Annotated in this window: 19 protein-coding genes; 14 read left to right on the forward strand and 5 right to left on the reverse strand. The window is 61.1% G+C overall.

Annotation, left to right across the window (positions count from 1 at the left end):
* Nucleotides 1–71 precede the first annotated feature (71 nt).
* From dprA to HU724_RS01105, 3 genes are all read left to right on the forward strand, one after another.
* Nucleotides 72–1,169 carry a DNA-processing protein DprA gene (dprA, locus tag HU724_RS01095; RefSeq protein ID WP_130888792.1) on the forward strand — a complete coding sequence of 366 codons (1,098 nt, stop codon included), beginning with the start codon at nt 72–74 and terminating at the stop codon, nt 1,167–1,169.
* Between the two features lie 56 nt (nt 1,170–1,225).
* Entirely contained in the window at nt 1,226–1,783 is a 558-nt protein-coding gene (gene tsaC, locus HU724_RS01100; protein ID WP_039757175.1) for an L-threonylcarbamoyladenylate synthase type 1 TsaC, read from the forward strand.
* A gap of 259 nt (nt 1,784–2,042) precedes the next feature.
* Nucleotides 2,043–2,711 carry a hypothetical protein gene (locus HU724_RS01105; RefSeq protein WP_125927328.1) on the forward strand — a complete coding sequence of 223 codons (669 nt, stop codon included), beginning with the start codon at nt 2,043–2,045 and terminating at the stop codon, nt 2,709–2,711.
* A 179-nt stretch (nt 2,712–2,890) separates the two neighbouring features.
* Here the strand turns inward: HU724_RS01105 and HU724_RS01110 are convergent, their stop codons facing one another.
* The gene (locus tag HU724_RS01110) at nt 2,891–3,868 is read right to left on the reverse strand and encodes a quinone oxidoreductase family protein (protein WP_186568683.1); all 978 of its coding nucleotides are present in this window, start codon (nt 3,866–3,868) and stop codon (nt 2,891–2,893) included.
* Between the two features lie 150 nt (nt 3,869–4,018).
* Between HU724_RS01110 and hemF the strand changes: the two genes are divergently transcribed.
* Both hemF and aroE read left to right on the forward strand, forming a co-directional pair.
* Nucleotides 4,019–4,933 (forward strand): oxygen-dependent coproporphyrinogen oxidase, encoded by a 915-nt coding sequence (gene hemF, locus HU724_RS01115; RefSeq protein ID WP_071173933.1) that lies wholly within the window; start codon nt 4,019–4,021, stop codon nt 4,931–4,933.
* 9 nt (nt 4,934–4,942) lie between these two features.
* Nucleotides 4,943–5,764: a shikimate dehydrogenase gene (gene aroE / locus HU724_RS01120; RefSeq protein ID WP_186568681.1), complete on the forward strand. Its 822-nt coding sequence runs from the start codon at nt 4,943–4,945 to the stop codon at nt 5,762–5,764.
* Nucleotides 5,765–5,839: 75 nt separating this feature from the next.
* Here aroE and HU724_RS01125 read toward each other — a convergent pair whose 3' ends face one another.
* From HU724_RS01125 to betC, 3 genes are all read right to left on the reverse strand, one after another.
* Nucleotides 5,840–7,408: a SulP family inorganic anion transporter gene (locus HU724_RS01125; RefSeq protein WP_186568679.1), complete on the reverse strand. Its 1,569-nt coding sequence runs from the start codon at nt 7,406–7,408 to the stop codon at nt 5,840–5,842.
* Nucleotides 7,409–7,663: 255 nt separating this feature from the next.
* Nucleotides 7,664–8,584, reverse strand: a complete 921-nt coding sequence (gene choX / locus HU724_RS01130; RefSeq protein ID WP_186568677.1) for a choline ABC transporter substrate-binding protein — start codon at nt 8,582–8,584, stop codon at nt 7,664–7,666.
* A 16-nt stretch (nt 8,585–8,600) separates the two neighbouring features.
* On the reverse strand, nt 8,601–10,115 hold the full coding sequence (gene betC / locus HU724_RS01135) for a choline-sulfatase (protein WP_186568675.1): 1,515 nt from the start codon (nt 10,113–10,115) through the stop codon (nt 8,601–8,603).
* 114 nt (nt 10,116–10,229) lie between these two features.
* On the opposite strand from betC, the gene HU724_RS01140 reads away from it, so the two are divergent.
* A complete protein-coding gene (locus tag HU724_RS01140) occupies nt 10,230–11,180 on the forward strand; it encodes a choline sulfate utilization transcriptional regulator (protein ID WP_186568673.1) in 951 nt (316 codons plus the stop codon).
* 23 nt (nt 11,181–11,203) lie between these two features.
* On the opposite strand, the gene HU724_RS01145 is transcribed toward HU724_RS01140, so the two are convergent.
* A complete protein-coding gene (locus HU724_RS01145) occupies nt 11,204–11,869 on the reverse strand; it encodes an NAD(P)-dependent oxidoreductase (RefSeq protein ID WP_016772367.1) in 666 nt (221 codons plus the stop codon).
* Between the two features lie 81 nt (nt 11,870–11,950).
* On the opposite strand from HU724_RS01145, the gene HU724_RS01150 reads away from it, so the two are divergent.
* The 8 genes from HU724_RS01150 to HU724_RS01185 all read left to right on the forward strand — a co-directional run bounded on the left by HU724_RS01150 (nt 11,951) and on the right by HU724_RS01185 (nt 21,641).
* Complete coding sequence (locus HU724_RS01150; RefSeq protein WP_186568672.1) at nt 11,951–12,277, forward strand: DOPA 4,5-dioxygenase family protein; 327 nt, start codon at nt 11,951–11,953, stop codon at nt 12,275–12,277.
* Between the two features lie 403 nt (nt 12,278–12,680).
* Entirely contained in the window at nt 12,681–13,988 is a 1,308-nt protein-coding gene (locus tag HU724_RS01155; RefSeq protein ID WP_039757164.1) for a CitMHS family transporter, read from the forward strand.
* An 86-nt stretch (nt 13,989–14,074) separates the two neighbouring features.
* Nucleotides 14,075–14,842 (forward strand): TerC family protein, encoded by a 768-nt coding sequence (locus tag HU724_RS01160; protein WP_071173939.1) that lies wholly within the window; start codon nt 14,075–14,077, stop codon nt 14,840–14,842.
* Between the two features lie 327 nt (nt 14,843–15,169).
* On the forward strand, nt 15,170–16,828 hold the full coding sequence (locus HU724_RS01165) for a Na/Pi cotransporter family protein (RefSeq protein ID WP_186568670.1): 1,659 nt from the start codon (nt 15,170–15,172) through the stop codon (nt 16,826–16,828).
* A 175-nt stretch (nt 16,829–17,003) separates the two neighbouring features.
* Entirely contained in the window at nt 17,004–18,398 is a 1,395-nt protein-coding gene (locus HU724_RS01170) for a M16 family metallopeptidase (RefSeq protein ID WP_186568668.1), read from the forward strand.
* Between the two features lie 211 nt (nt 18,399–18,609).
* Nucleotides 18,610–19,638: a DUF5924 family protein gene (locus HU724_RS01175; protein WP_122705410.1), complete on the forward strand. Its 1,029-nt coding sequence runs from the start codon at nt 18,610–18,612 to the stop codon at nt 19,636–19,638.
* 54 nt (nt 19,639–19,692) lie between these two features.
* A complete protein-coding gene (locus HU724_RS01180) occupies nt 19,693–20,841 on the forward strand; it encodes an ABC transporter permease (RefSeq protein WP_186568666.1) in 1,149 nt (382 codons plus the stop codon).
* Complete coding sequence (locus HU724_RS01185; RefSeq protein WP_186568664.1) at nt 20,838–21,641, forward strand: ABC transporter ATP-binding protein; 804 nt, start codon at nt 20,838–20,840, stop codon at nt 21,639–21,641. The genes HU724_RS01180 and HU724_RS01185 overlap by 4 nt, the downstream gene beginning before the upstream one ends.

Here is a 21,641-nt window from a genome sequence, read left to right on the forward strand (position 1 = left end):
GTTACCAACAGAGTTATCCACAGCTTGTTCCGAATGGTTCGGAGCATAGAACGATCAAGGATGATCCATTCATGTTGTCTGTCAGTACGGCCATTTCCCCGGCGGAACTGGAAGCGCGTCTGCGCCTGCACCGCATGCCGGATATCGGCCCCAAGCGTTTTGCCAAATTGCTCGAAGCCTTCGGCTCGGCGTCGAAAGCCCTCAGCGCGCCGGCCAGTGCCTGGCGCTCACTGGGGTTGCCGGCGGCCTGCGCCGAAGCACGGCGTTGTCCAGCGGTGCGCGACGGCGCCAGCCACGCAATGCGCTGGCTAGAGCGTCCCGATCAACATTTGCTGATGTGGGATCAAGCGGATTACCCAGCGTTGCTGGCGCAAATTGCCGATCCGCCGCCGCTGTTATTCGTCGCGGGCGATCCGTCGATTCTGGAAAAACCGCAACTGGCGATGGTCGGCAGCCGCCGCGCTTCGCGCCCGGGCATGGATACGGCGGCGGCGTTTTCCCGCAGTCTGGCCGGGGCCGGTTTTGTCATCAACAGTGGTCTGGCGCTGGGCATCGATGCCGCTGCCCATCAGGCTGCTCTGGATGTTGGCGGCTTGACCGTGGGTGTGCTCGGCACGGGGCTGGAAAATTTTTATCCACAACGCAATAAACGCCTGGCCGAGGCGATGATTGGCTCGGGCAGCGCGGTGCTCTCGGAGTTTCCGTTGGACGCCGGGCCGAGCCCGAGCAACTTCCCCCGGCGCAACCGCATCATCAGCGGGTTGTCCCTCGGCGTGCTGGTGGTCGAGGCCAGTGTTGCCAGCGGTTCGTTGATCACCGCGCGGCTGGCAGCCGAACAGGGTCGCGAGGTTTATGCCATTCCGGGCTCGATCCATCACCCCGGCGCGCGCGGTTGTCACCAATTGATTCGCGACGGGGCGGTGCTGGTGGAGACTATCGAACATATCCTCGAAGCCCTGCGCGGCTGGCAGCAGCCGTTGCTATCCACAGCGGCGGTGCAGGCCGATCACCCGTTGCTGGCGCTGCTGCACGCGGCGCCGCACACCAGCGAGGCCTTGGCCGCGAGTTGTGGCTGGGCGTTGCCGAAGGTGCTGGCAACGTTGACCGAGCTGGAAATCGAAGGCCGTGCGGTATGCGAAAACGGTCGCTGGCTGGCGCGGTCGAGCTAGGTTTTACGAGGAAGATCGGTAAACTGCGCGAAACCTGTTTGTGGGAGAGTTTTTTCATGGTCAACAGTTGGCGTGTGCAACAAGCCGCGCGTGAAGTTCGCGCCGGCGCGGTGATTGCCTATCCAACCGAAGCCGTCTGGGGGCTGGGTTGCGACCCGTGGAATGAAGACGCGGTGGACCGCTTGCTGGCGATCAAGAATCGCTCGGTGAGCAAAGGGCTGATCCTGGTCGCCGACAACATCCGCCAGTTCGATTTCCTCTTCGAGGACTTCCCCCAGGACTGGATCGACCGCATGGCCAGTACCTGGCCGGGGCCGAACACCTGGCTGGTGCCGCATCAGAACCTGTTGCCGGAATGGGTCACAGGCGTGCATGACACCGTGGCGCTGCGGGTCAGCGATCACCCGCAGGTGCGCGACCTGTGCTCGCTGGTCGGGCCATTGATTTCCACATCGGCCAACCCACAGGGGCGACCGCCGGCGCGCACGCGTTTGCGCATCGAGCAGTATTTCCGTGGTCAGGTCGATCTGGTGCTGGGCGGCAGCCTTGGCGGGCGCAAGAATCCCAGCGTGATCCGCGACCTGGCCACCGGTAACGTCGTTCGTCCTGACTGACGCCATTCTTTTTATTTTTGCGGACTCCTCGGCGCCATCGACGAGGAGTTCTGCGCATGCCCGCAGTTTATTCCCGCATTTATTAAAACTTGTCCGTTGCCATTGTTCTTTCATGCGTCAGACGAATCTTTGAGTCTGAAATATCTGTAAGTTTTCCCACGTGATTATCAGAACGCGTGCAGTGGCGAGATTTCCAAAAGCATCCATTCTTTCAATGTGCTTGAAGCAACTTCGAAATATTAATGGCTGCGGAGAAGTAATGGATATTACCGATTTACACCTCAAGGATTATCTGCAGGGCTTTCAGGAGACACTCAAGAATCAACAGGCCGACTATCGTGTGGCCATTGTCGAGGCAGGATCGGATGCCGGGGAATTTGAACGCTTCATCAATCGACAGTTTCGCCTGCGATTGCAGCATTACATGCTCACCTCCAGAGCCCGGGCGCTGGAAACTCGACTGGCGATCACCTCACGCAGCACGCACTTTCTGTTGTATCAGCGTGATCAGCTTATTGCGGTGCTGCGGGCAACTCCGGCGCCCTTCGAATGGGCTTCACTGGCGCAGCATCATGTGTCTCCCACTGTGGCATTGGCGCGCCACGTCGAGTTCAGCCGTCTGATCACCCATTCCCAGCAGCACCGGCCGGTGTCGGTCAATGGTCTGCTTGCCACCGCTGCGGAATGGGCGATTGATCGCGGATATCAGGGAGTCACGGCCTTGTGCAGATCGCCACAGCGGCAAATGTATCAGCGCTTCGGCCTGACACCGATCGCTTCGCAGGCAATGCATATCGAGCAACGTGCCCGTGGCGATTATTGGCTGTTGTCTGCCGAGTGGCGACAAATCCTGATGGCCCTGGATCAGCCTGTGAACATGAACGCGCATCAGCCGGAGTATCGTGATGTTTTTAACCGTCAGTATTGATCCGCCAGTGATTGAAGAGTGGGCTGAGAAATGGCTCGTATATGAATCGAAGAAGTTGCGCAGGAAGTTCGCCGGTCGTAGACCAGCGGCGAAGAAACTTCACCGCAAGATGTACTTGATATAGCCGCAAGATACTCGGCGAACTCATGGAAGAGTTCACCGAGTATCAACTTGAAGCGTTATGGCAGCAGAATCGTGGAACCGGTCGTGCGCCGTGCCGACAGTTCAGTTTGTGCTTTCGCCGCATCCGCCAGTGCATGGCGCTGGCTGATGTCGACCTTCAGTTTGCCACTGATGATCATCTCGAACAGCTCGTCGGCCATGCGCTGCAGGTTCTCGGCGTTGTTGGCGTAGGTCGCCAGCGTAGGCCGGGTGACGTAGAGCGAACCCTTTGCGGCGAGAATGCCCAGATTGACGCCGTCGACCGCGCCGGAAGCATTGCCGAAACTCACCACCAGGCCACGTGGTGCGACGCTGTCCAGAGACGTGAGCCAAGTGTCCTTGCCGACGCCGTCATACACCACCGGGACTTTCTTGCCGTCAGTCAGTGCCAGCACGCGCTCGGCAACGTTTTCATGGCTGTAGTCGATGGTGGCCCAGGCGCCGTTGGCTTTGGCCAGCTCGGCTTTCTCCTTCGAGCTGACGGTGCCGATCAGCTTCACGCCCAGCGCTTTGGCCCATTGGCAGGCCAGCGAGCCGACGCCACCGGCTGCGGCGTGGAACAGAATGGTTTCGCCGCCCTGCAGTTGGTAGGTCTGGCGCAGCAGGTATTGCACGGTCAGGCCCTTGAGCATGACGCCGGCGGCAGTTTCGAAACTGATTTCATCGGGCAGGTGCACCAGATTGTCCTGCGGCAGCACATGCAGCTGGCTGTAGGCGCCGAGCGGGCCGCTGCCGTATGCCACGCGATCGCCGACCTTGAACCGGGTAACGTCGCAGCCCACCGCTTCGACCGTGCCGGCGCCTTCCGATCCCAGGCCGGACGGCAACGCGGGTGGCGCATAGAGGCCGCTGCGGTAATAGGTGTCGATGAAGTTCAGGCCGATCGCCTGATTGGCCACGCGCACCTGATTCGGCCCGGGTGCAGCGGGTTCGTAGTCAACATATTCGAGCACTTCGGGACCGCCGTGGGCGCGGAACTGGATACGCTTTGCCATCTGCCTGCTCTCCTTGGGTCGTTGCTAAGCCCTCTATCCAACTCCCCTGCTTGATCTTCGTCAACTGCGGCGCGCCGGTCTGCGATGGTATGCTACGCGCCCATTTGCGCCGCCCGCCTGCCGGGGCGCCGCCCGATTCAAGGTGAAGCCATGACGACCCGCACCGACGCCGTAAAGGCCTATCTGCTCGATCTGCAAGACCGCATCTGCGCTGCACTGGAAACCGAAGACGGCGGCAAATGCTTCGTCGAAGACGCCTGGACCCGGCCGGCGGGCGGTGGCGGGCGCACCCGCGTGCTGGAAAATGGCACGCTGATCGAAAAGGGCGGCGTCAATTTTTCCCACGTGTTCGGCAGCGGGCTGCCGCCGTCGGCCAGCGCCCATCGGCCGGAACTGGCCGGGCGTGGTTTCGAGGCGCTCGGCGTGTCGCTGGTCATTCACCCGCACAACCCGCATGTGCCGACCTCCCACGCCAACGTGCGTTTTTTCATTGCTGAAAAAGAAGGCGAAGAACCGGTCTGGTGGTTCGGCGGCGGTTTCGACCTGACCCCGTACTACGGCGTTGAAGAAGACTGCATTCATTGGCACCGCGTCGCCGAGCAAGCCTGTGCGCCGTTTGGTGCGGACGTCTATCCGCGTTACAAGGCCTGGTGCGACACCTATTTCCATATCAAGCATCGTCATGAGCCGCGCGGCATTGGCGGTCTGTTCTTCGACGATCTGAACGAGTGGGATTTCGACACCAGCTTCGCCTTCATGCGCGCCATCGGCGATGCCTACATTGAGGCCTACCTGCCGATCGTGCAGCGGCGCAAGAACGACGCCTTCACTGCTCAGCAGCGCGAATTCCAGGAATTCCGTCGTGGCCGCTACGTCGAATTCAACCTGGTTTACGACCGTGGCACGCTGTTCGGCTTGCAGTCGGGTGGCCGTACCGAATCGATTCTGATGTCGCTGCCACCGCAAGTGCGCTGGGGCTATGACTGGAAGGCCGAACCTGGCAGCGCAGAAGCGCGTCTGACCGAGTATTTCCTGCAGGATCGTGACTGGCTGGCCGAGGCCTGAGGACGGGTGATGGATCGTTACGTTGTTTTCGGTAATCCGATCGGCCACAGCAAGTCGCCGATGATTCACCAGTTGTTCGCCGAACAGACCGGCCAGCGCCTCGATTACAGCACGCTGCTGGCGCCGCTGGATGATTTTACCGGCTGCGCCACGGCATTCTTTCGCGAAGGCCGCGGCGCCAACGTGACAGTGCCGTTCAAGGAAGACGCTTACCGGCTGGCCAACAGCCTGACCGCCCGCGCGCAGCGCGCCGGTGCGGTGAACACCTTGAGCAAACTGGACGACGGTTCACTGCTCGGCGACAACACCGATGGCGCCGGCCTGGTCCGTGATCTGACGGTGAATGCCGGGTTCAGCCTGACCGGCAAGCGCATCCTTTTGCTCGGCGCCGGCGGCGCGGTGCGCGGTGCGCTGGAGCCGTTGCTGGCAGAGAAACCGGCCTCGGTGATCATCGCCAATCGCACGGTGGACAAGGCTGAGCTGCTGGCGGAGTTGTTCGGCGATCTCGGGCCGGTGTCGGCCAGTGGTTTCGACTGGCTGCGCGAACCGGTGGACGTGATCATCAACGCCACCTCCGCGAGCCTGACCGGTGATGTGCCACCGATCGCGCCAAGCCTGATCGAGCCGGGCCAGACCCTGTGCTACGACATGATGTACGGCAAGGAACCGACCGCGTTCTGCCGCTGGGCCACTGAGCACGGCGCGGCGCTGGCGATGGATGGTCTGGGCATGCTCGCCGAGCAGGCGGCCGAGGCATTCTGGCTGTGGCGCGGAGTGCGCCCGGATACTGCGTCGGTACTCGCCGAGCTGCGCCGCCAGCTGGCCCTTTAAGCTCTGCTCCCACATTGAAATACGATCAATGTGGGAGCGAGCCTGCTCGCGAATCGCATCACCACCAATGTCAGCTCAATCCTCAAACCTGATCGGGCACTTCTCCGCCCCCTCCAGTTTGCGCAGTTCCTCCACCACTGGCGGCCGCGCCCGGCGCAAGGTCAGGCTGCGACCCTGGCCCAGCAGCCGTCGCGCTTCCTGGTGCAGCATCTCTACCCCTGAATAATCGATGAAGTTGATCTGCTGTGCCTCGATTACCACCCGCGCGCCATGCAGGCGTTGCAGGCGTACTTGCAGGTAATGGCTGGCGCCGAAAAAGATCGAACCGCCCACACGCAGCACATCGTCGTCACCGTCGCGCCAATGCTGCACCCGTGGTTGCGAGGTGCGCTTGAGGTAAAAGAACAACGACGCCAGCACCCCGGCGTAAATCGCCGTCTGCAATTCCAGCAGCAAGGTCGCGAGACAGGTCAGGGCCATCACCACGAACTCGGCACGGCTGACTCGCAGCAAAGCGCGAATGCCCCGGTGATCGACCAGACCCCAAGCGATCAACAGGATGCTGCCGGCCATGGCCGGGATCGGAATGTGCGCGATCAGCCCGGCGCCGAACACCGCGAACAGCGCCACCCAGAGCGCCGAAAACACTCCGGCCAGTGGCGAGCAGGCACCCGCCTCGTAACTCAGACCTGAGCGGGTAAACGATCCGGCTGACAGCGACCCGGAAAAGAACGCACCGACAATGTTCGACAGACCCTGTGCGCGGACTTCCTGATTGGCGTCGAGCAACTGTTGCGAGCGCGCCGATATCGAACGGGCGATCGACAGACTGGTGACCAGCCCGAGCATGCCCACCGCCACGGCGCTTGGCAGCAGGCGCAGGATCACCTCCAGATCCAGCGTCAAGGCGCTCAGCGGCGGCAGGCGTCCGACGAAAGCGCTGACCAGATGCACATGACCGAACATTCCTGGCCAGATCCACACCAGCAGACTGGCCAGCACCAGTGTGAGCAACAGCGTCGGCCAGCGCGGCAAGAGTTTTTTCAGGGCCACGCCGACGATCACTGTAGCAACGCCGAGCATCAGCGAGGGCTTATCCACAGCCCCCAGATGTCGTAGCAGATCCATCAGGCTGGCGAGCGCGGTGGTGTTGGCCGGCAACTCCAGCCCGAGCAGATTGGGCAATTGCCCGATGGCGATCACCACGGCGGCACCGAGGGTGAAGCCGAGCACTACCGAATGCGAAACGAAATTCACCAGCGCGCCGAAGCGCAGCAAGCCGAGCAACCATTGGAAAATCCCGGCGAGGAACGTCAGCAGCAGGATCAGAGTGATGTAGTCCTCGGAAGCCGGCACCGCGAGCGGGCTGACGCTGGCGTACAGCACGATGGAAATCGCCGCTGTCGGGCCGCAGATCAAATGCCATGAGGAACCCCACAGGCAGGCGATCAATACCGGAATGATTGCGGCGTACAGCCCGTATTCCGGTGGCAGCCCGGCGATCAGTGCGTAGGCAATCGACTGGGGTAAGGCGAGAATCGCACCGCTGAGGCCGACGATCAGGTCCCGCCCGACGCTGGCGCGGGTTTGCCGTGGCAACCAGCTCAGGAAAGGAAAAAGTGAATGGCGGCTGGGTAAGGCCATGGGTCCTCGCGGTTGGGGTTTTGTTCAAGGTTATCAGGGTGTCAGGTGTAAAAGCCCTCACCCTAGCCCTCTCCCTGAGGGAGAGGGGACTGACCGAGCTGTTTGTTGAAGATTCACCGACCTGCGATTTCGGCGTTGAACGCAGGTCTTGATTCAACAGCGATCGGCTCCCTTTCCCCCTCGCCCCCTTGGGGGAGAGGGCTGGGGTGAGGGGGCAAAAATCTCCAGCCGAACGCTATTCCAGCAACCCTGAGATCAAAGCTTGGCCTTCACCGCCACCAACGCATCCTTGCCATCCACGGTCTCCACCCCATCCAGCCACTTGTCCAGCACCGCCGGATTGGCCTTGATCCACGCTTTCGCTGCCTCGGCATTGCTGATCTTCTTGTTCACCACCTCGGCCATGATGCTGTTCTCCATGTCCTGAGTGAACGACAGATTGGTCAGCAACTTGCCCACATTCGGGCAGGCCTCGGCGTAGCCCTTGCGGGTCAGGGTGAAAACGTTGCCAGTGTCGCCGAAGTATTTTTCGCCGCCCTTGAGGTAACGCATTTTCAGCTGCACGTTCATCGGGTGCGGGGTCCAGCCGAGAAAGGTGACGAATTTCTGTTTCTTCACCGCCCGCGACACTTCGGCGAGCATCGCCTGTTCGCTGGACTCGATCAGCTTCCACTGGCCCATGTCGAAGTCATTCTTCTTGATGATCTCCTGCAACGAAATGTTCGCCGGCGCGCCTGATCCGATGCCGTAGATCTTCTTGTCGAACTTGTCGGCAAATTTGTTCAAGTCGGCAAAATCATGCACACCCGCCTCCCAGACATAGTCGGGGACGGCGAGGGTGAATTCGGTGCCTTCGAGGTTCTTGGCCAATTGCGTCACATCGCCGGTAGCGACGAACTTGTCATAGAAGCCCTGCTGCGCCGGCATCCAGTTGCCGAGGAATACGTCCACCTGGCCATCCTTCAAGCCGCCAAAGGTGATCGGCACCGCGAGGGTGTCGACTTTGGCCTTGTAGCCCATGCCGTCGAGCAGAAATCCGGTGATGGCATTGGTCGCGGCGATGTCGCTCCAGCCCGGATCGGCCATCTTCACGGTTTCGCAACTTTGCTCGGCGAAGGCCGAGGTGCTGCTCAATGCGATCAGGCCAACAGTGACAGCTGTGGATAACTTGCGCATGGACTTCCCCTTAACGTTATTGGTTTTGGCAGGGTTGTGGATAACGGGCCTTGCGCTCCAGATCATCAAGGTCGATGTGGTTGCGCATGTACTGCTGACTGGCATCGACCAGTGGCTGGTGATCCCAGCTCTTCAGCTTGCCGATGGTTAACGCATCGGCGACGAAACGGCGTCGGCGCTGGCTGGCCAGTACGTCCCGATGGATCGCCGGAATGTCCCACTTGGCCCGCGCTTCAGCGAGAAAATCGTCGAACAGCTGACGATGTTGCGGCGATTGGCTCAGTTCCTCTTCTTCGCGCGGATCGTTATCCACATCGAAGAGTAGGCACGGGTCGCTTTCGCTGTAGATAAATTTGTAGGCGCCCCGGCGGATCATCATCAGCGGGCTGACAGTGCCTTCGGCCATGTATTCGCCGAACACCTCGTCATGCCCGCCCTGCCCTTGCAGGTGCGGCAGCAACGAACGACCGTCCAGTGGCAAGCCGGGCTCAAGCGTGCCGCCGGCCAGATCCACGAAGGTCGGCAGCAGGTCGGCGGTGGATACGGCGGCGCTGACTCGGCCGGCCTCGAATTGTCCCGGGGCGCTGATCAGCAGCGGCACTCGCGCGGCCATCTCGAACCAGTGCATTTTGTACCAGAGGCCCTTCTCGCCGAGCATGTCGCCATGGTCACCGGAGAAGACGATGATGGTGTCATCGATCAGCCCGGTTTCCTCAAGGGTTTGCAGCAGTTTGCCGACATTGGCGTCGATATAGCTGCAAGCGCCGAAGTAGGCGCGACGGGCATCGCGGATCTTATCCACAGGCAGCGGCTTGTCCCACAGGTCGTAAACCTTGAGCAGACGTTGCGAGTGCGGATCGAGTTCGTCCTGGTTCAAGGCTGTAGGCAACGGAATATCAGCATCGTCATACAGATCCCAGAAAGCCTTGGGAATCGTGTACGGATCGTGCGGGTGGGTCATCGACACGGTCAGGCAGAATGGCTGGTCGCCATCCTCGCGGATGTGATCGAACAGATACTGCTGCGCCTTGAACACCACCTCTTCGTCGAAATCCAGCTGATTGGTGCGCACGCACGGCCCGGCCTGCAATACCGAAGACATGTTGTGATACCAGCTCGGCCTTACGTTCGGCTCGTCCCAGTTCACCGCCCAGCCGTAATCGGCCGGGTAGATGTCGCTGGTCAGGCGTTCTTCATAACCGTGCAACTGGTCCGGCCCGCAGAAATGCATCTTGCCCGACAGCGCGGTGCGGTAGCCGAGACGCCGCAGGTAATGCGCGTAAGTTGGAATGTCGGCGGGGAAATCGGCCGCGTTGTCGTAGGCGCCGATCTTGCTCGGCAACTGGCCACTGACCAGGGTGAAGCGCGACGGCGCGCACAGCGGGCTGTTGCAATAGGCAGCATCGAACACCACGCCTTGGGCGGCGAGGCGGGACAGATTCGGCAGTTTGATCGGCGATGGGCCGTAGAACGGCAACATTGGCGCGGCCATTTGATCGGCCATGATGAAAAGAATGTTCTTGCGCTTCATGTGATCGCGGCATTCCATGTTGAATATTTATGCGAGAGTGCTGCGATCGAGCATGGATTCCATGCCTGTTCCGGTAAAGCCCGCGCCCGACAATGACTAGGATAAGTACAGCTTATGTATGACGCCCTCGGTGACCTTTCCCTCGATCTGCTGCGCGCTTTTGAAGCGGCGGCCCGCCATCGCAGTTTTACCGCTGCTGCGGTGGAGCTTGGCACTACGCAGCCGGCGATCAGCCAGCAAATGAAACGTCTGGAACAGCAGCTCGGTACGCGCCTGTTCGACCGGATTTACCGGGGTATCGAGTTGACAGAGGTTGGTGCCCTGCTGTTCGAGCAAGTTACCCTCGGTTTGCAGAATATCGACGCAGGATTGAGCGCAATCAGCACTCAGCAGCAACATGAAGTGCTGCAAGTGGCCACGGATTTCGCTTTCGCCGCTTATTGGCTGATGCCGCGCCTGCACCGCTTTCACGAGGCCAATCCGCACATCGATGTCAGCCTGGTCACCAGCGAGCGCAACCACAACATGCTGCGCACCGACATCGACGTGGCGATCCTGTTTGGCGATGGTCGATTCAAGCAGGGCGAGAGCCACTGGCTGTTCAGCGAAGAGGTGTTCCCGGTGTGCAGTCCGCTGCTGCTCAAGGAGCGTTCATTGCCGCTGCCCGCGCAGGCACTGCTGGAATTTCCGCTGTTGCATCTGCGTGGGGAAAACAGCAGCAACTGGTTCGACTGGAGTGGCTTGTTTCGTCAGTTGGGCCTGACTACGCCGCCAGCGCCGGGGCAATTGCGCTTCGACAATTACACCTTGCTGATTCAGGCGGCGATTGGCGGACAAGGCGTGGCGATTGGCTGGCGGCACCTTGTGGATAACTTGCTGCTGCAGGGATTGCTGTGCCGGCCGCTGGCGGAAACCACGCTGTCGCGGCTGGGGTATTACGTGGTGTTGCCGCAACGCAAGCGTCGGGGTGCGTTGATTCAGGAATTTGTTGATTGGTTAATGGCGGAACAGGCCAGCAGTGCCGAATCGCTTAACGGTCTGGCCCTGCCCTCGATTGCGATGTGAAGAGCAAAAGATCGTCCGATCTTTTACGAATCAGAAGCCGCCACAAAATTCACATGCTGCCCCACATGCAGGTTCAACCGCAGTTCATCGGCGATGCCCACCGCGACACGGTTCAATCGCTCCAGCGGTTCGGCCAGCCCCGGTTCGAGATTGCCGCCGACCTGACTGAAGTGCTCGATGGTCAACCCGGCCACGCCATGGGGCGCATTGACCAAGGTCCAGCGCAGTGAGCTGCTTTGTACCGCCTCGAGAATTTCTTCGGCAGCGTGACGTTGCAGACGCTCGTCATTTTCTGGCTCGTCGAGCACACCGAAGTTACCGACCAGAAACAGGCGCGGCACGCTGGCCAGTTGCAAACCTTCGACCAAGGCGTCGACTGCCAGCACTTGTTCCACCGGCCCCAGCGTCACCGAGCGCTCAACGTGGTCGCTGCTGAACGGCAACCCCGGAGCGTCCAGCAGGCAGATCACCGCCGAACTGCCGGCAACGCTCTGATTGACCCGCTCGGCATCGAACAGATCGCCGGTCTTGGTGCGCAACCCCGGACGCGGCGCGAGTGCGGTGAGATCGTCGAGAATGGCGATGACTTCGTGTTGGCGACGGAGCAATTCAGCCATCAATGCACCGCCCAAGCTGGCCATGGCACCATAAAGCACCACTTTGACCACTGGGGTCTCGGCATTTTTCATGGCTGTTTTCCTTATAGTTGTCCTATATGACCTGTGACGGTGGAAACAGCCAAGGGTTCGAATCGATTGGGAGGCGACACGATGCAAGGGATCAAGGGCTATCACGCCCATGTCTATTTCGACGCGCGAACCATCGACCAGGCGCGGGCCTTGTGCGAACAGGCCGCGCAGTTGTTTGCGCTGAAAATGGGCCGCGTGCACGAACGACCGGTGGGGCCGCACCCCGACTGGAGCTGCCAATTGGCCTTCGGGCCCGAGTTGATCGGCGAGGTGCTGCCATGGCTGGCGCTCAACCGCAAAGGTCTGGTGGTGTTCCTACACCCCGATACCGGTGATGACTTGCTCGACCACACCGAGCACGCCATCTGGATGGGCGCGGTACGGCCGCTGAATCTGTCGATTTTTTAACCAGATGCTGACGCTGAACTGATAACGGATATGTCCAGACTGCCAGCCAGCGCTGACTGTCCGTTTATCCGCATCGCTACCAACCCCGTATTCATTGGCTGTCGTTGCATCCGACCGCCGGTTGATCATTCACTGATCGCTTTCGCTCGCGAAAGGTAGCTGAAAGCTTCCCCGATTAGGATCGCCCCACTCCCGGCAACAGACCGGTTGGCCCAAGCCCTGTGTTTTTTCCACAAGCCCGGCCCAATTAACAACAACAATGGTGATTCTGATGTCTTCTGCAACCCGCCGTTTCTCCCGCTTCCTGCTGGTCACTCCGCCCGTACGCCTCGCGCCTCCCGTTCTGCGCTGATCCCGCCCGATCCGCTCATTCCATTAGCCGCGCTACGCCTGGAGTATTCCCATGCTGACTTTCCTTGGCTTCGCCATGGTCATCACGTTCATGTTCCTGATCATGACCAAGCGCCTGTCCGCGCTGATCGCCCTGATCATCATCCCGATTCTGTTCGCGCTGTTCGGTGGTTTCGCGCCGAAGATCGGCCCGATGATGCTCGAAGGCATCACCAAACTGGCGCCGACCGGCGTGATGTTGATGTTCGCCATTCTGTATTTCGCCCTGATGATCGACTCTGGCCTGTTCGACCCGGCCGTGCGCAAGATTCTCAAACTGGTCAAGGGCGACCCGCTGAAGGTTTCGGTCGGCACCGCCGTTCTGGCGCTCGTCGTTTCCCTCGATGGTGACGGCGCGACCACTTACATGATCTGTGTGGCCGCGATGCTGCCGCTGTACAGCCGCATCGGCATGAGCCCGCGGATCATGGCCGGTCTGATCATCCTCGCCGGTGGCGTGATGAACATGACCCCATGGGGCGGCCCGACCGCCCGCGCCGCGAGTGCCCTGCATGTCGACCCGTCGGACATTTTCGTGCCGATGATCCCGGCCATGGCCGCTGGTGTCGTCGCGATCCTGCTGATTGCCTACTTCTACGGCAAGCGTGAGCGTGCCCGCCTCGGCGAGCTGCACCTGGTTGGCGACGAGATCGATCACAGCGAAATCAGCGTCTCGCAATTCCCTGACGCACGCCGTCCGAAGCTGATCTGGTTCAACGCCGCACTGACTTTCGGCTTGATGTGCACACTGATCGGCGGCCTGTTGCCGCTGCCGGTGCTGTTCATGGTGGCGTTCAGTATCGCGATGATCGTCAACTACCCCTGCCTGCAAATGCAGAAGGATCGCGTCGCCGCGCATTCCGGCAGCGTGCTGGCAGTGGTCGGGCTGATCTTTGCGGCCGGTATCTTCACCGGTATCCTGTCGGGCACCGGCATGGTCGATGCGATGTCGAAGAGCCTGTTGGCGGTGATTCCGGACTTCCTCGGCCCGTACCTGGCGGTGATCACGGCACTGGTGAGCATGCCGTTCACCTTCTTCATGTCCAACGACGCGTTCTACTACGGCGTGTTGCCGGTGTTGGCCGAAGCGGCCAGCCACTATGGGATCACTGCGGTGGAAATGGCCCGTGCCTCGATCGTCGGCCAGCCCGTCCACTTGCTGAGCCCGTTGGTGCCGTCGACCTACTTGTTGGTGGCGCTGGCCGGTATCGATTTCGGTGATCACCAGCGTTTCACCCTGAAATGGGCGATCCTGGTGTGCATCTGCATTCTGATTGCTGCACTGCTGTTGGGGACTTTCCCGGTGTTCAGCACTCTATAAGCCCAAGACTCACCGTTACGGGTCCTGGCTTCGCGGTTTGGAGCCCGGACCTTTTTCGGTTCAACAAATTGCTCAAAGGAATACACATGGATTGGCTGACCAACCCCGAAATCTGGGTTGCCTTCTTTACCCTGACCGCCCTGGAAATCGTCCTCGGTATCGATAACATCATCATGATTTCGATCCTGGTCAGCCGCATGCCCAAACACATGCAGCAGCGCACGCGGATCTTCGGTCTTGGCCTGGCCATGATCACGCGGATCCTGTTGCTGCTGTCGATCACCTGGGTCATGCGCCTCACCGCCGACCTCTTCGAAGTGTTCGGCCAAGGCATTTCCGGGCGCGACCTGATCCTGTTCTTCGGTGGCCTGTTCCTGTTGTGGAAGAGTTCGCAGGAGATGTACCACGCGCTGGAAGGCGAAGACGAAAGCGACGACGCGCCGTCGGGCAAGGGCGGCAACTTCCTGTACACCATCATCCAGATCGCGATCATCGATATCGTCTTCTCGCTGGACTCGGTGATCACCGCCGTCGGCATGGTCTCCCACGTTCCGGTCATGGTCGCGGCGATCGTCGTGGCAGTGCTGGTGATGATGCTGGCCTCGGGCAAGATCAGCGAATTCATCGACAAGCACCCGTCGCTGAAAATGCTCGCCCTGTCCTTCCTGCTGGTGGTCGGTACCGTGCTGATCGCCGAATCGTTCGACGTGCACGTGCCAAAAGGCTACGTCTACTTCGCCATGGCGTTCTCGCTGGCGGTTGAGGCTATCAACATCAAACTGCGCGGCGCGATGGCCAAGAAGAGACAGCAACAGGATCCGGTGAAACTGCGCAAGGATGTTCCGGGCCAATAATCCGGTAGTCCCGGCAGCACGCTACACCCCTGTGGGAGCGAGCCTGCTCGCGAAGATGGAGTGCAAGTCGACAACAATGTTGGCTGGCCCACCGCTTTCGCGAGCAGGCTCGCTCCCACAGTTGTTTTGGGCAACAGAGGGGAAACGTGTCGGATTCGGTGAGTGGATGCATTTGTTTTGATGACACTTTTGTTTCAATCCACTCTTTAGCTGTGCAATGCTGGCGCCGAGGCCGTTAGCCAACTACAGCTTAAGTATCAAAAACGTAGAAACCGCGCGGTGCCGTCCACTTGCCCCTCTGGGGCGCTGCTACTACAGGGGGTCTGCATGCTCACCCTGCTCAATCTGTTGTCCGCCGTCGCCCTGTTGATCTGGGGCACGCACATCGTCCGAACCGGCATCCTGCGGGTTTATGGCACCAATCTGCGACATGTCATCGGCCAGAACATGTCGAAGAAATGGCTGGCGTTCATCGCCGGTATTCTCGTCACCGCCATGGTGCAGAGCAGCAACGCCACGGCGATGCTGGTCACTTCGTTTGTCGGGCAAGGTCTGATGGCGCTGACCCCGGCGCTGGCGACCATGCTGGGCGCCGATGTCGGTACCGCGTTGATGGCGCGGGTGCTGACCCTCGATCTGTCGTGGCTGTCGCCGCTGCTGATTTTCCTCGGGGTGATTTTCTTTCTGTCGCGCAAACAGACGCGGCTCGGGCAGATGGGCCGGGTGTCGATTGGTCTCGGGCTGATCATTCTCGCCCTGCAATTAATCGTCGAGGCCGCCGCGCCGATTACTCACGCGCAGGGGGTGAAGGTGATTTTTGCCTCGCTGACCGGCGACATTCTTCTCGACGCCCTGGTCGGCGCGCTGTTCGCGATGATTTCCTACTCCAGCCTCGCCGCCGTGCTGCTCACCGCTACATTGGCCGGTGCTGCGGTGATCAGCTTGCCGGTGGCGATCGGTCTGGTGATCGGCGCCAACATCGGCAGCGGCATCCTTGCCTTCATGAGCACCAGCATGCAGAACGCCGCCGGCCGCCAGGTTGCGCTGGGCAGTCTGTTGTACAAACTGATCGGCCTGCTGCTGATCATCCCGGTGCTCGACCCGCTGGTGCACTGGATCGACAGCCTTGATTTCAGCCCGCAGGAAATGGTCATCGGCTTCCACCTGCTCTACAACACCGCGCGCTGCCTGATCCTGCTGCCCAGCGTCGGGCCGATGGCGCGGCTTTGTGCGTGGCTGCTGCCAGAGCGGCCGGAGGTCAACGGCACCGCCAAGCCGCGCCATCTCGACCCGACCGCGCTGGTCACGCCGAGCCTGGCGCTGGCCAATGCCGCGCGGGAAACCCTGCGCATGGGCGATCTGCTCGACAACATGCTCGACGCCTCCCTCGACGTGCTGCGCGGCAAGCAGACCGCCGTCACCCTGGAGATGCGCCGCCTGACCGATGACGTCGAAGCGCTGTACAGCGCGATCAAGCTTTATCTGGCGCAGATGCCCCGCGAGGATCTCGGCGAGCAGGACAGTCGGCGCTGGGCCGAGATCATCGAACTGGCGATCAACCTGAAGCTCGCCGCCGACCTGATCGAGCGAATGCTGCGCAAGATCCAGCAGCAGAAGACTTCGCAGCGTCGTTCGTTTTCCGAAGAAGGCCTGGAAGATCTTGCCGGGCTGCAACAGCAACTGATCGCCAACCTGCGCCTGGGCCTGTCGGTGTTTCTCAGTGGCGACCGCGAAAGCGCGCGGCAGTTGTTACGGGAGAAACGCCGCTTTCGTGCGCAGGAACGGCGTCTGGCCCACGCACATGTCAGCCGTTTGCAACGCAAGATCGTGCAGAGCCTGGAGACCAGCTCGCTGCATCTGGAGTTGATCGCCGACATGAAACGGCTCAATTCGCTGTTCTGCAGCAGCGCTTATGTCGTGCTGGAAACCGCGGACACCGGCGCGCTGGCGGTGGATGACATGGCCGACATTACGCATTCGCCTTGAACGTCTGGGGCTGGGGCCAGTCAGTTACAGTGGTTCAGCCTTGAGACCGTCATCGCTGGCAAGCCAGCTCCCACAGGGTTTTGTAAGCGCCACAGATCCTTGTGGGAGCTGGCTTGCCAGCGATGGGGCCTGACTGACGACACGGATCTCCAAATCAGCCGTATGGAAGCCTGTTATGCGTTGCCTGTTGTTCGCCTGTCTGTTGCTCGGTTCCCTGCCCGCCTTTGCCCTGGATCGCTTTCAGGTCGAAGGCTATGCGCTGCCCAACGGTTTGCAACTGATGCTCAAGCCCGGCACCGAACGCGGGCATGTGGCGATCCGGCTGGTGGTCGGCGTCGGCCTCGATGACTTCGACTGCGACGAAAAAGAGCTGCCGCATTTGCTCGAACACTTGCTGTTCAGCGGCATCGACGCTACCGGTGAAGGCGGTTTGGAAGAGCGTATGCAGGCGCTGGGCGGGGACTGGAATGCGTTCACCAGCAATGCCGACACCACGTTCGTCATCGAAGCCCCGGCGAAAAACCAGCGCAAGGTGCTCGACCTGCTGCTCGCGCTGCTGACCCAGACACGCATCGACGACAACGCAATCAACGCGGCGAAACGGGTGGTCGAGCGTGAGGACGGCGGGCATTACACAAGGCTGCAACGTTTCCTCGACCGTCAGGACCTCGGTCATACCGCGAGCAATCAACTGGCTGTCGAGCTGGGACTGAAATGCCCGCAGCGTGCCGAAGTCGGCCATCTGACCCAGGAGCAATTGGAGAAGGTGCGCAAAGCCTGGTACGCGCCGAACAACATGACCCTGATTGTCGTCGGCGAACTCGACAAACTGCTGCCGGCCTATCTTGAGCGTACCTGGGGCGAGCTGGAGCCGGTCGAGCCCACCGAACACCGCGCGCTGCCGAACATCCGCACCAGCGCCGCCCATGAGCGCACCCTCACCCGTGGCTTTGTCGGCGACAGCGCCAAGCTGCACTGGCTGGTGCCGGAACCGGTGCTCGACGATCAGTACGACCAGACGTTCGACATTCTCAAGGATTACCTCGACTGGGCGCTGTACCGGCAGATTCGTCTCAACCATGGCTTGTCGTACGGGCCGTGGGCCGAGCGTGAAGTGTTCGGCGGTGTCGGTTTCATGAGCCTCAACGCTGACCTGGATCGCGATGACGTCGACGAAGCCATCCAGGTACTCGATGACCTCAAGGCCGACCTGCTGAAAAACGGCCTCGACCCGAGCACCTTTGCCCGGATCAAACAAGCCGCCATTGCTCACCAGGCCTGGGCCGTGCAGGGCAACAGCGCACTGGCCGACTATTACTGGAGCGCGTTGGCCGACTATCAGGATGGCCGCTTTGCCAATCCCGCGCGGGAGTTGCAAGGGGTGACGCTGGAAGCGGCGAACAAGGCGATGCGCGAGCTGCTGTTGCAGCCGGGGTATATCCGGATCGAGAAGCCGTTGATCAGTGATGATCAGGTGTTGTGGCTGGTCGCTGGTGGAATCGGATTGTTGCTGCTGATCGTGATCGGCTGGCGCCTGCATCGCCGCCAGAAAATTGCTGGAAGCCATTAATCCTGTGGTGAGTGAGCACCTGTGGCGAGGGGATTTATCCCCGATGGGCTGCGCAGCAGCCCCAATAAGGGCAGCTCGGTATAGCCAGACAAAATTCGCTTGCAGGCTCTGCGACGGCTGCGCCGCCGTTCGGGGATAAATCCACTCGCCACAGGGGGCATGCAGCGTTAACCTTTCCGGGATTTTCCCCATATCGTCGTGAACCGCCAAAATGCCAAAACTGACCCTCCTTATCCAGCGCCTTCTCGAGCTGATGAAGCGCTACCCCGGGTTGATCGCGGCGGGTGGTTTCATTTCCGGCGTCGGCAGTTTCATCCTCGTCGATCGCCAACAGGGGCTGGCCAGCTGGATCACGGTGATCATGCTGCTCAGCTGGATCTGGCTGATGCTGGAAAACACCCTCACCGGCCTGTTCACGAGAATCTTTAAACGCGAGATTCCCCAGCCGCTGCTGCGCTACGCGACGCAGATGATCCATCAGGAAAGCCTGTTTTTCGTTCTGCCGTTCTTCTTCATCACCACCACGTGGAACAGCGGCCAGTTTGTCTTTACGGGGCTGCTCAGCGTTGCTGCACTGATCTCTATCGTCGATCCGCTGTACTACAAATGGCTGGCGCCACGGCGCTGGGCGTTTCTCGCGCTGCACACCCTGACCCTGTTCGCCGCCCTGCTCACCGCGCTGCCGGTGATCATGCACCTGACCACCGCGCAGAGTTTCAAATGGGCGCTGGGGATTGCCGTGCTGCTGTCGTTCCCGAGCCTGGCGTCGATCTTCCCGATCCGCACGGTGCGCAACGCCCTGGCGATTCTGTTCATCACAGTCGGCATCGGCGGCGTCGGTTGGGCGCTGCGTTCGTGGGTGCCACCGGCAACGCTGTGGATGACCGACGTAGCGATCAGCACGCAGCTGCAGGATCGCACCCCCGGCGCCAGCCTCGAAACCGTCAGCGCCGAGCAGATCCGCAGCGGCGGGCTCTACGCCTACACTGCGATCAACGCGCCGCGCGGTCTCGACGAGCGGATTTATCACGTGTGGACCTTCAACGGCAAAGAGGTCGACCGCATCGCCCTCGACATCCATGGCGGGCGCAAGGAAGGCTACCGGGCGTGGACGCACAAGCAGAACTTCCCCGGCAACCCGGCGGGCAAATGGCAGGTGCGGGTGTTGACCGAGGACGGGCAGTTGATCGGCGTGCTGCGTTTCGCAATCACCGACAGCACACCGGCCAAAGAAAAGTAACCCGGTTCGTGCTATTACGTAGGATCTCGTAACGGCCGTACAAGCACGGAGCTTATGACCAGCAGCCCAACCCCCGGCAGTGCCCACTTGGACACCGCGCTCAGCCCTGCCCGTCTGCGCGTCAGCGGCGACTGGACGCTCGCCCACTACACCGCGCTCAAGCACCTGAGCGAAAAGCTCCGCGGCCAGTATGACGCCAACACTTCCATCGATCTGAACGGCCTCGGTGCCCTCGACACCGCTGGCGCGTCGTTGCTGGTCGAGCTGCTCGGTTCCGAGCGCTTGGGCAAGACCGCCGAACACCCCGATTGCACCCTTTCAACTGCCGACCGCGCCTTGCTGCAAACCGTGTACTGCTCGCTGAGCGATTTCTGCGTACCGATCAAGGAGCCGGAAGTCAGCGTCAGCGTGCAACTGCTGACGCGCATCGGCCGCGCGGTGGACAAGGTCTGGACTGACACGCTGCAACTGCTCGGCTTCGTCGGCCTGATTCTCGAAGTCATCGCCCGTGGTCTGTTGCGGCCCAAGCGCTGGCGCATCACACCGATGATCGCGCACATCGAGCAGACCGGCCTCGATGCCGCGCCGATCGTGGCCTTGCTGACGTTTCTAGTCGGCGCGGTGGTGGCGTTTCTTGGCGCCACAGTGCTGGCCAGTTTCGGCGCGACGATTTTCACCGTGGACCTGGTCGGCTTCTCGTTCCTGCGCGAATTCGGCGTGCTGCTCACGGCGATCCTGATGGCCGGGCGCACCGCCAGTGCTTTTACCGCACAGATCGGCTCGATGAAGGCCAACGAAGAAATCGACGCGATCCGTACTCTCGGCCTCGACCCGATCGAATTGCTGGTGGTGCCGCGCGTGCTGGCGCTGCTGGTGGCGCTGCCGATGCTGACGTTTCTGGCGATGCTCTCGGGGATCGTCGGCGGCGGTGTGGTCTGCGCGGTGTCGCTGGACATCTCGCCGGCAATGTTCCTGTCGCTGCTGCAATCGGACATCGGCATTCAGCATTTTCTGGTCGGGCTGGTGAAGGCGCCGATCTTCGCCTTCCTGATCGCGGCAATTGGTTGCCTGGAAGGTTTCAAGGTCAGCGGCAGCGCCGAATCGGTCGGCGCGCACACCACCTCCAGCGTGGTGCAGTCGATTTTCGTGGTGATCGTGCTCGATGCGGTGGCTGCGCTGTTTTTCATGGAGATGAGCTGGTGAGTCGTCTACCCCGCGCGCCCTCGGAGGCGGTGATCGAAGTCCGTGGCCTGTGCAATCGCTTCGGCCCGCAGAGCGTGCACGAAAGGCTTGATCTGGACGTGTACAAAGGCGAAATCCTCGCCGTGGTCGGTGGCTCCGGTACCGGTAAATCGGTGCTGCTGCGCAGCATCGTCGGGCTGAATCGGCCGAGCGAAGGCATGGTCAAGGTCTTCGGCCAGAACCTGCCGAATCTGCCCGAGCATGAGCGCTCATTGATCGAAAGGCGCTTTGGTGTGTTGTTCCAGAAAGGCGCGCTGTTTTCCTCGCTGACCGTGACCGAGAATGTCGCCCTGCCCCTTATTGAACACGCCGGCCTCAGCCGTCACGACGCCGAGCATCTGGCGGCGGTGAAACTGGCGCTGGCCGGGCTGCCGTTGTCGGCGGCGGACAAATACCCGGCGTCGCTGTCCGGCGGCATGATCAAGCGTGCGGCGCTGGCGCGGGCCCTGGCGCTGGATCCGGACATTCTGTTTCTCGACGAACCCACCGCCGGCCTCGATCCGATTGGCGCGGCGCAGTTCGATCAATTGATCCTGACCCTGCGTGATGCGTTGGGTCTGAGTGTGTTTCTGGTCACCCACGACCTCGACACGCTGTACACCATTACCGATCGCGTGGCGGTGCTGGCGCAAAAGAAAGTACTGGTCGCCGGCCCTATCGACGACGTCTCGGAAACCGCCGACGCGTGGATTCACGAGTACTTCCACGGCCCGCGCGGCCGCTCGGCGCTGGATGCCGCCAAACAGCTCAACGAGGTCTGA

The sequence above is a fragment of the Pseudomonas iranensis genome (assembly GCF_014268585.2).
Classification (GTDB): domain Bacteria; phylum Pseudomonadota; class Gammaproteobacteria; order Pseudomonadales; family Pseudomonadaceae; genus Aquipseudomonas; species Aquipseudomonas iranensis.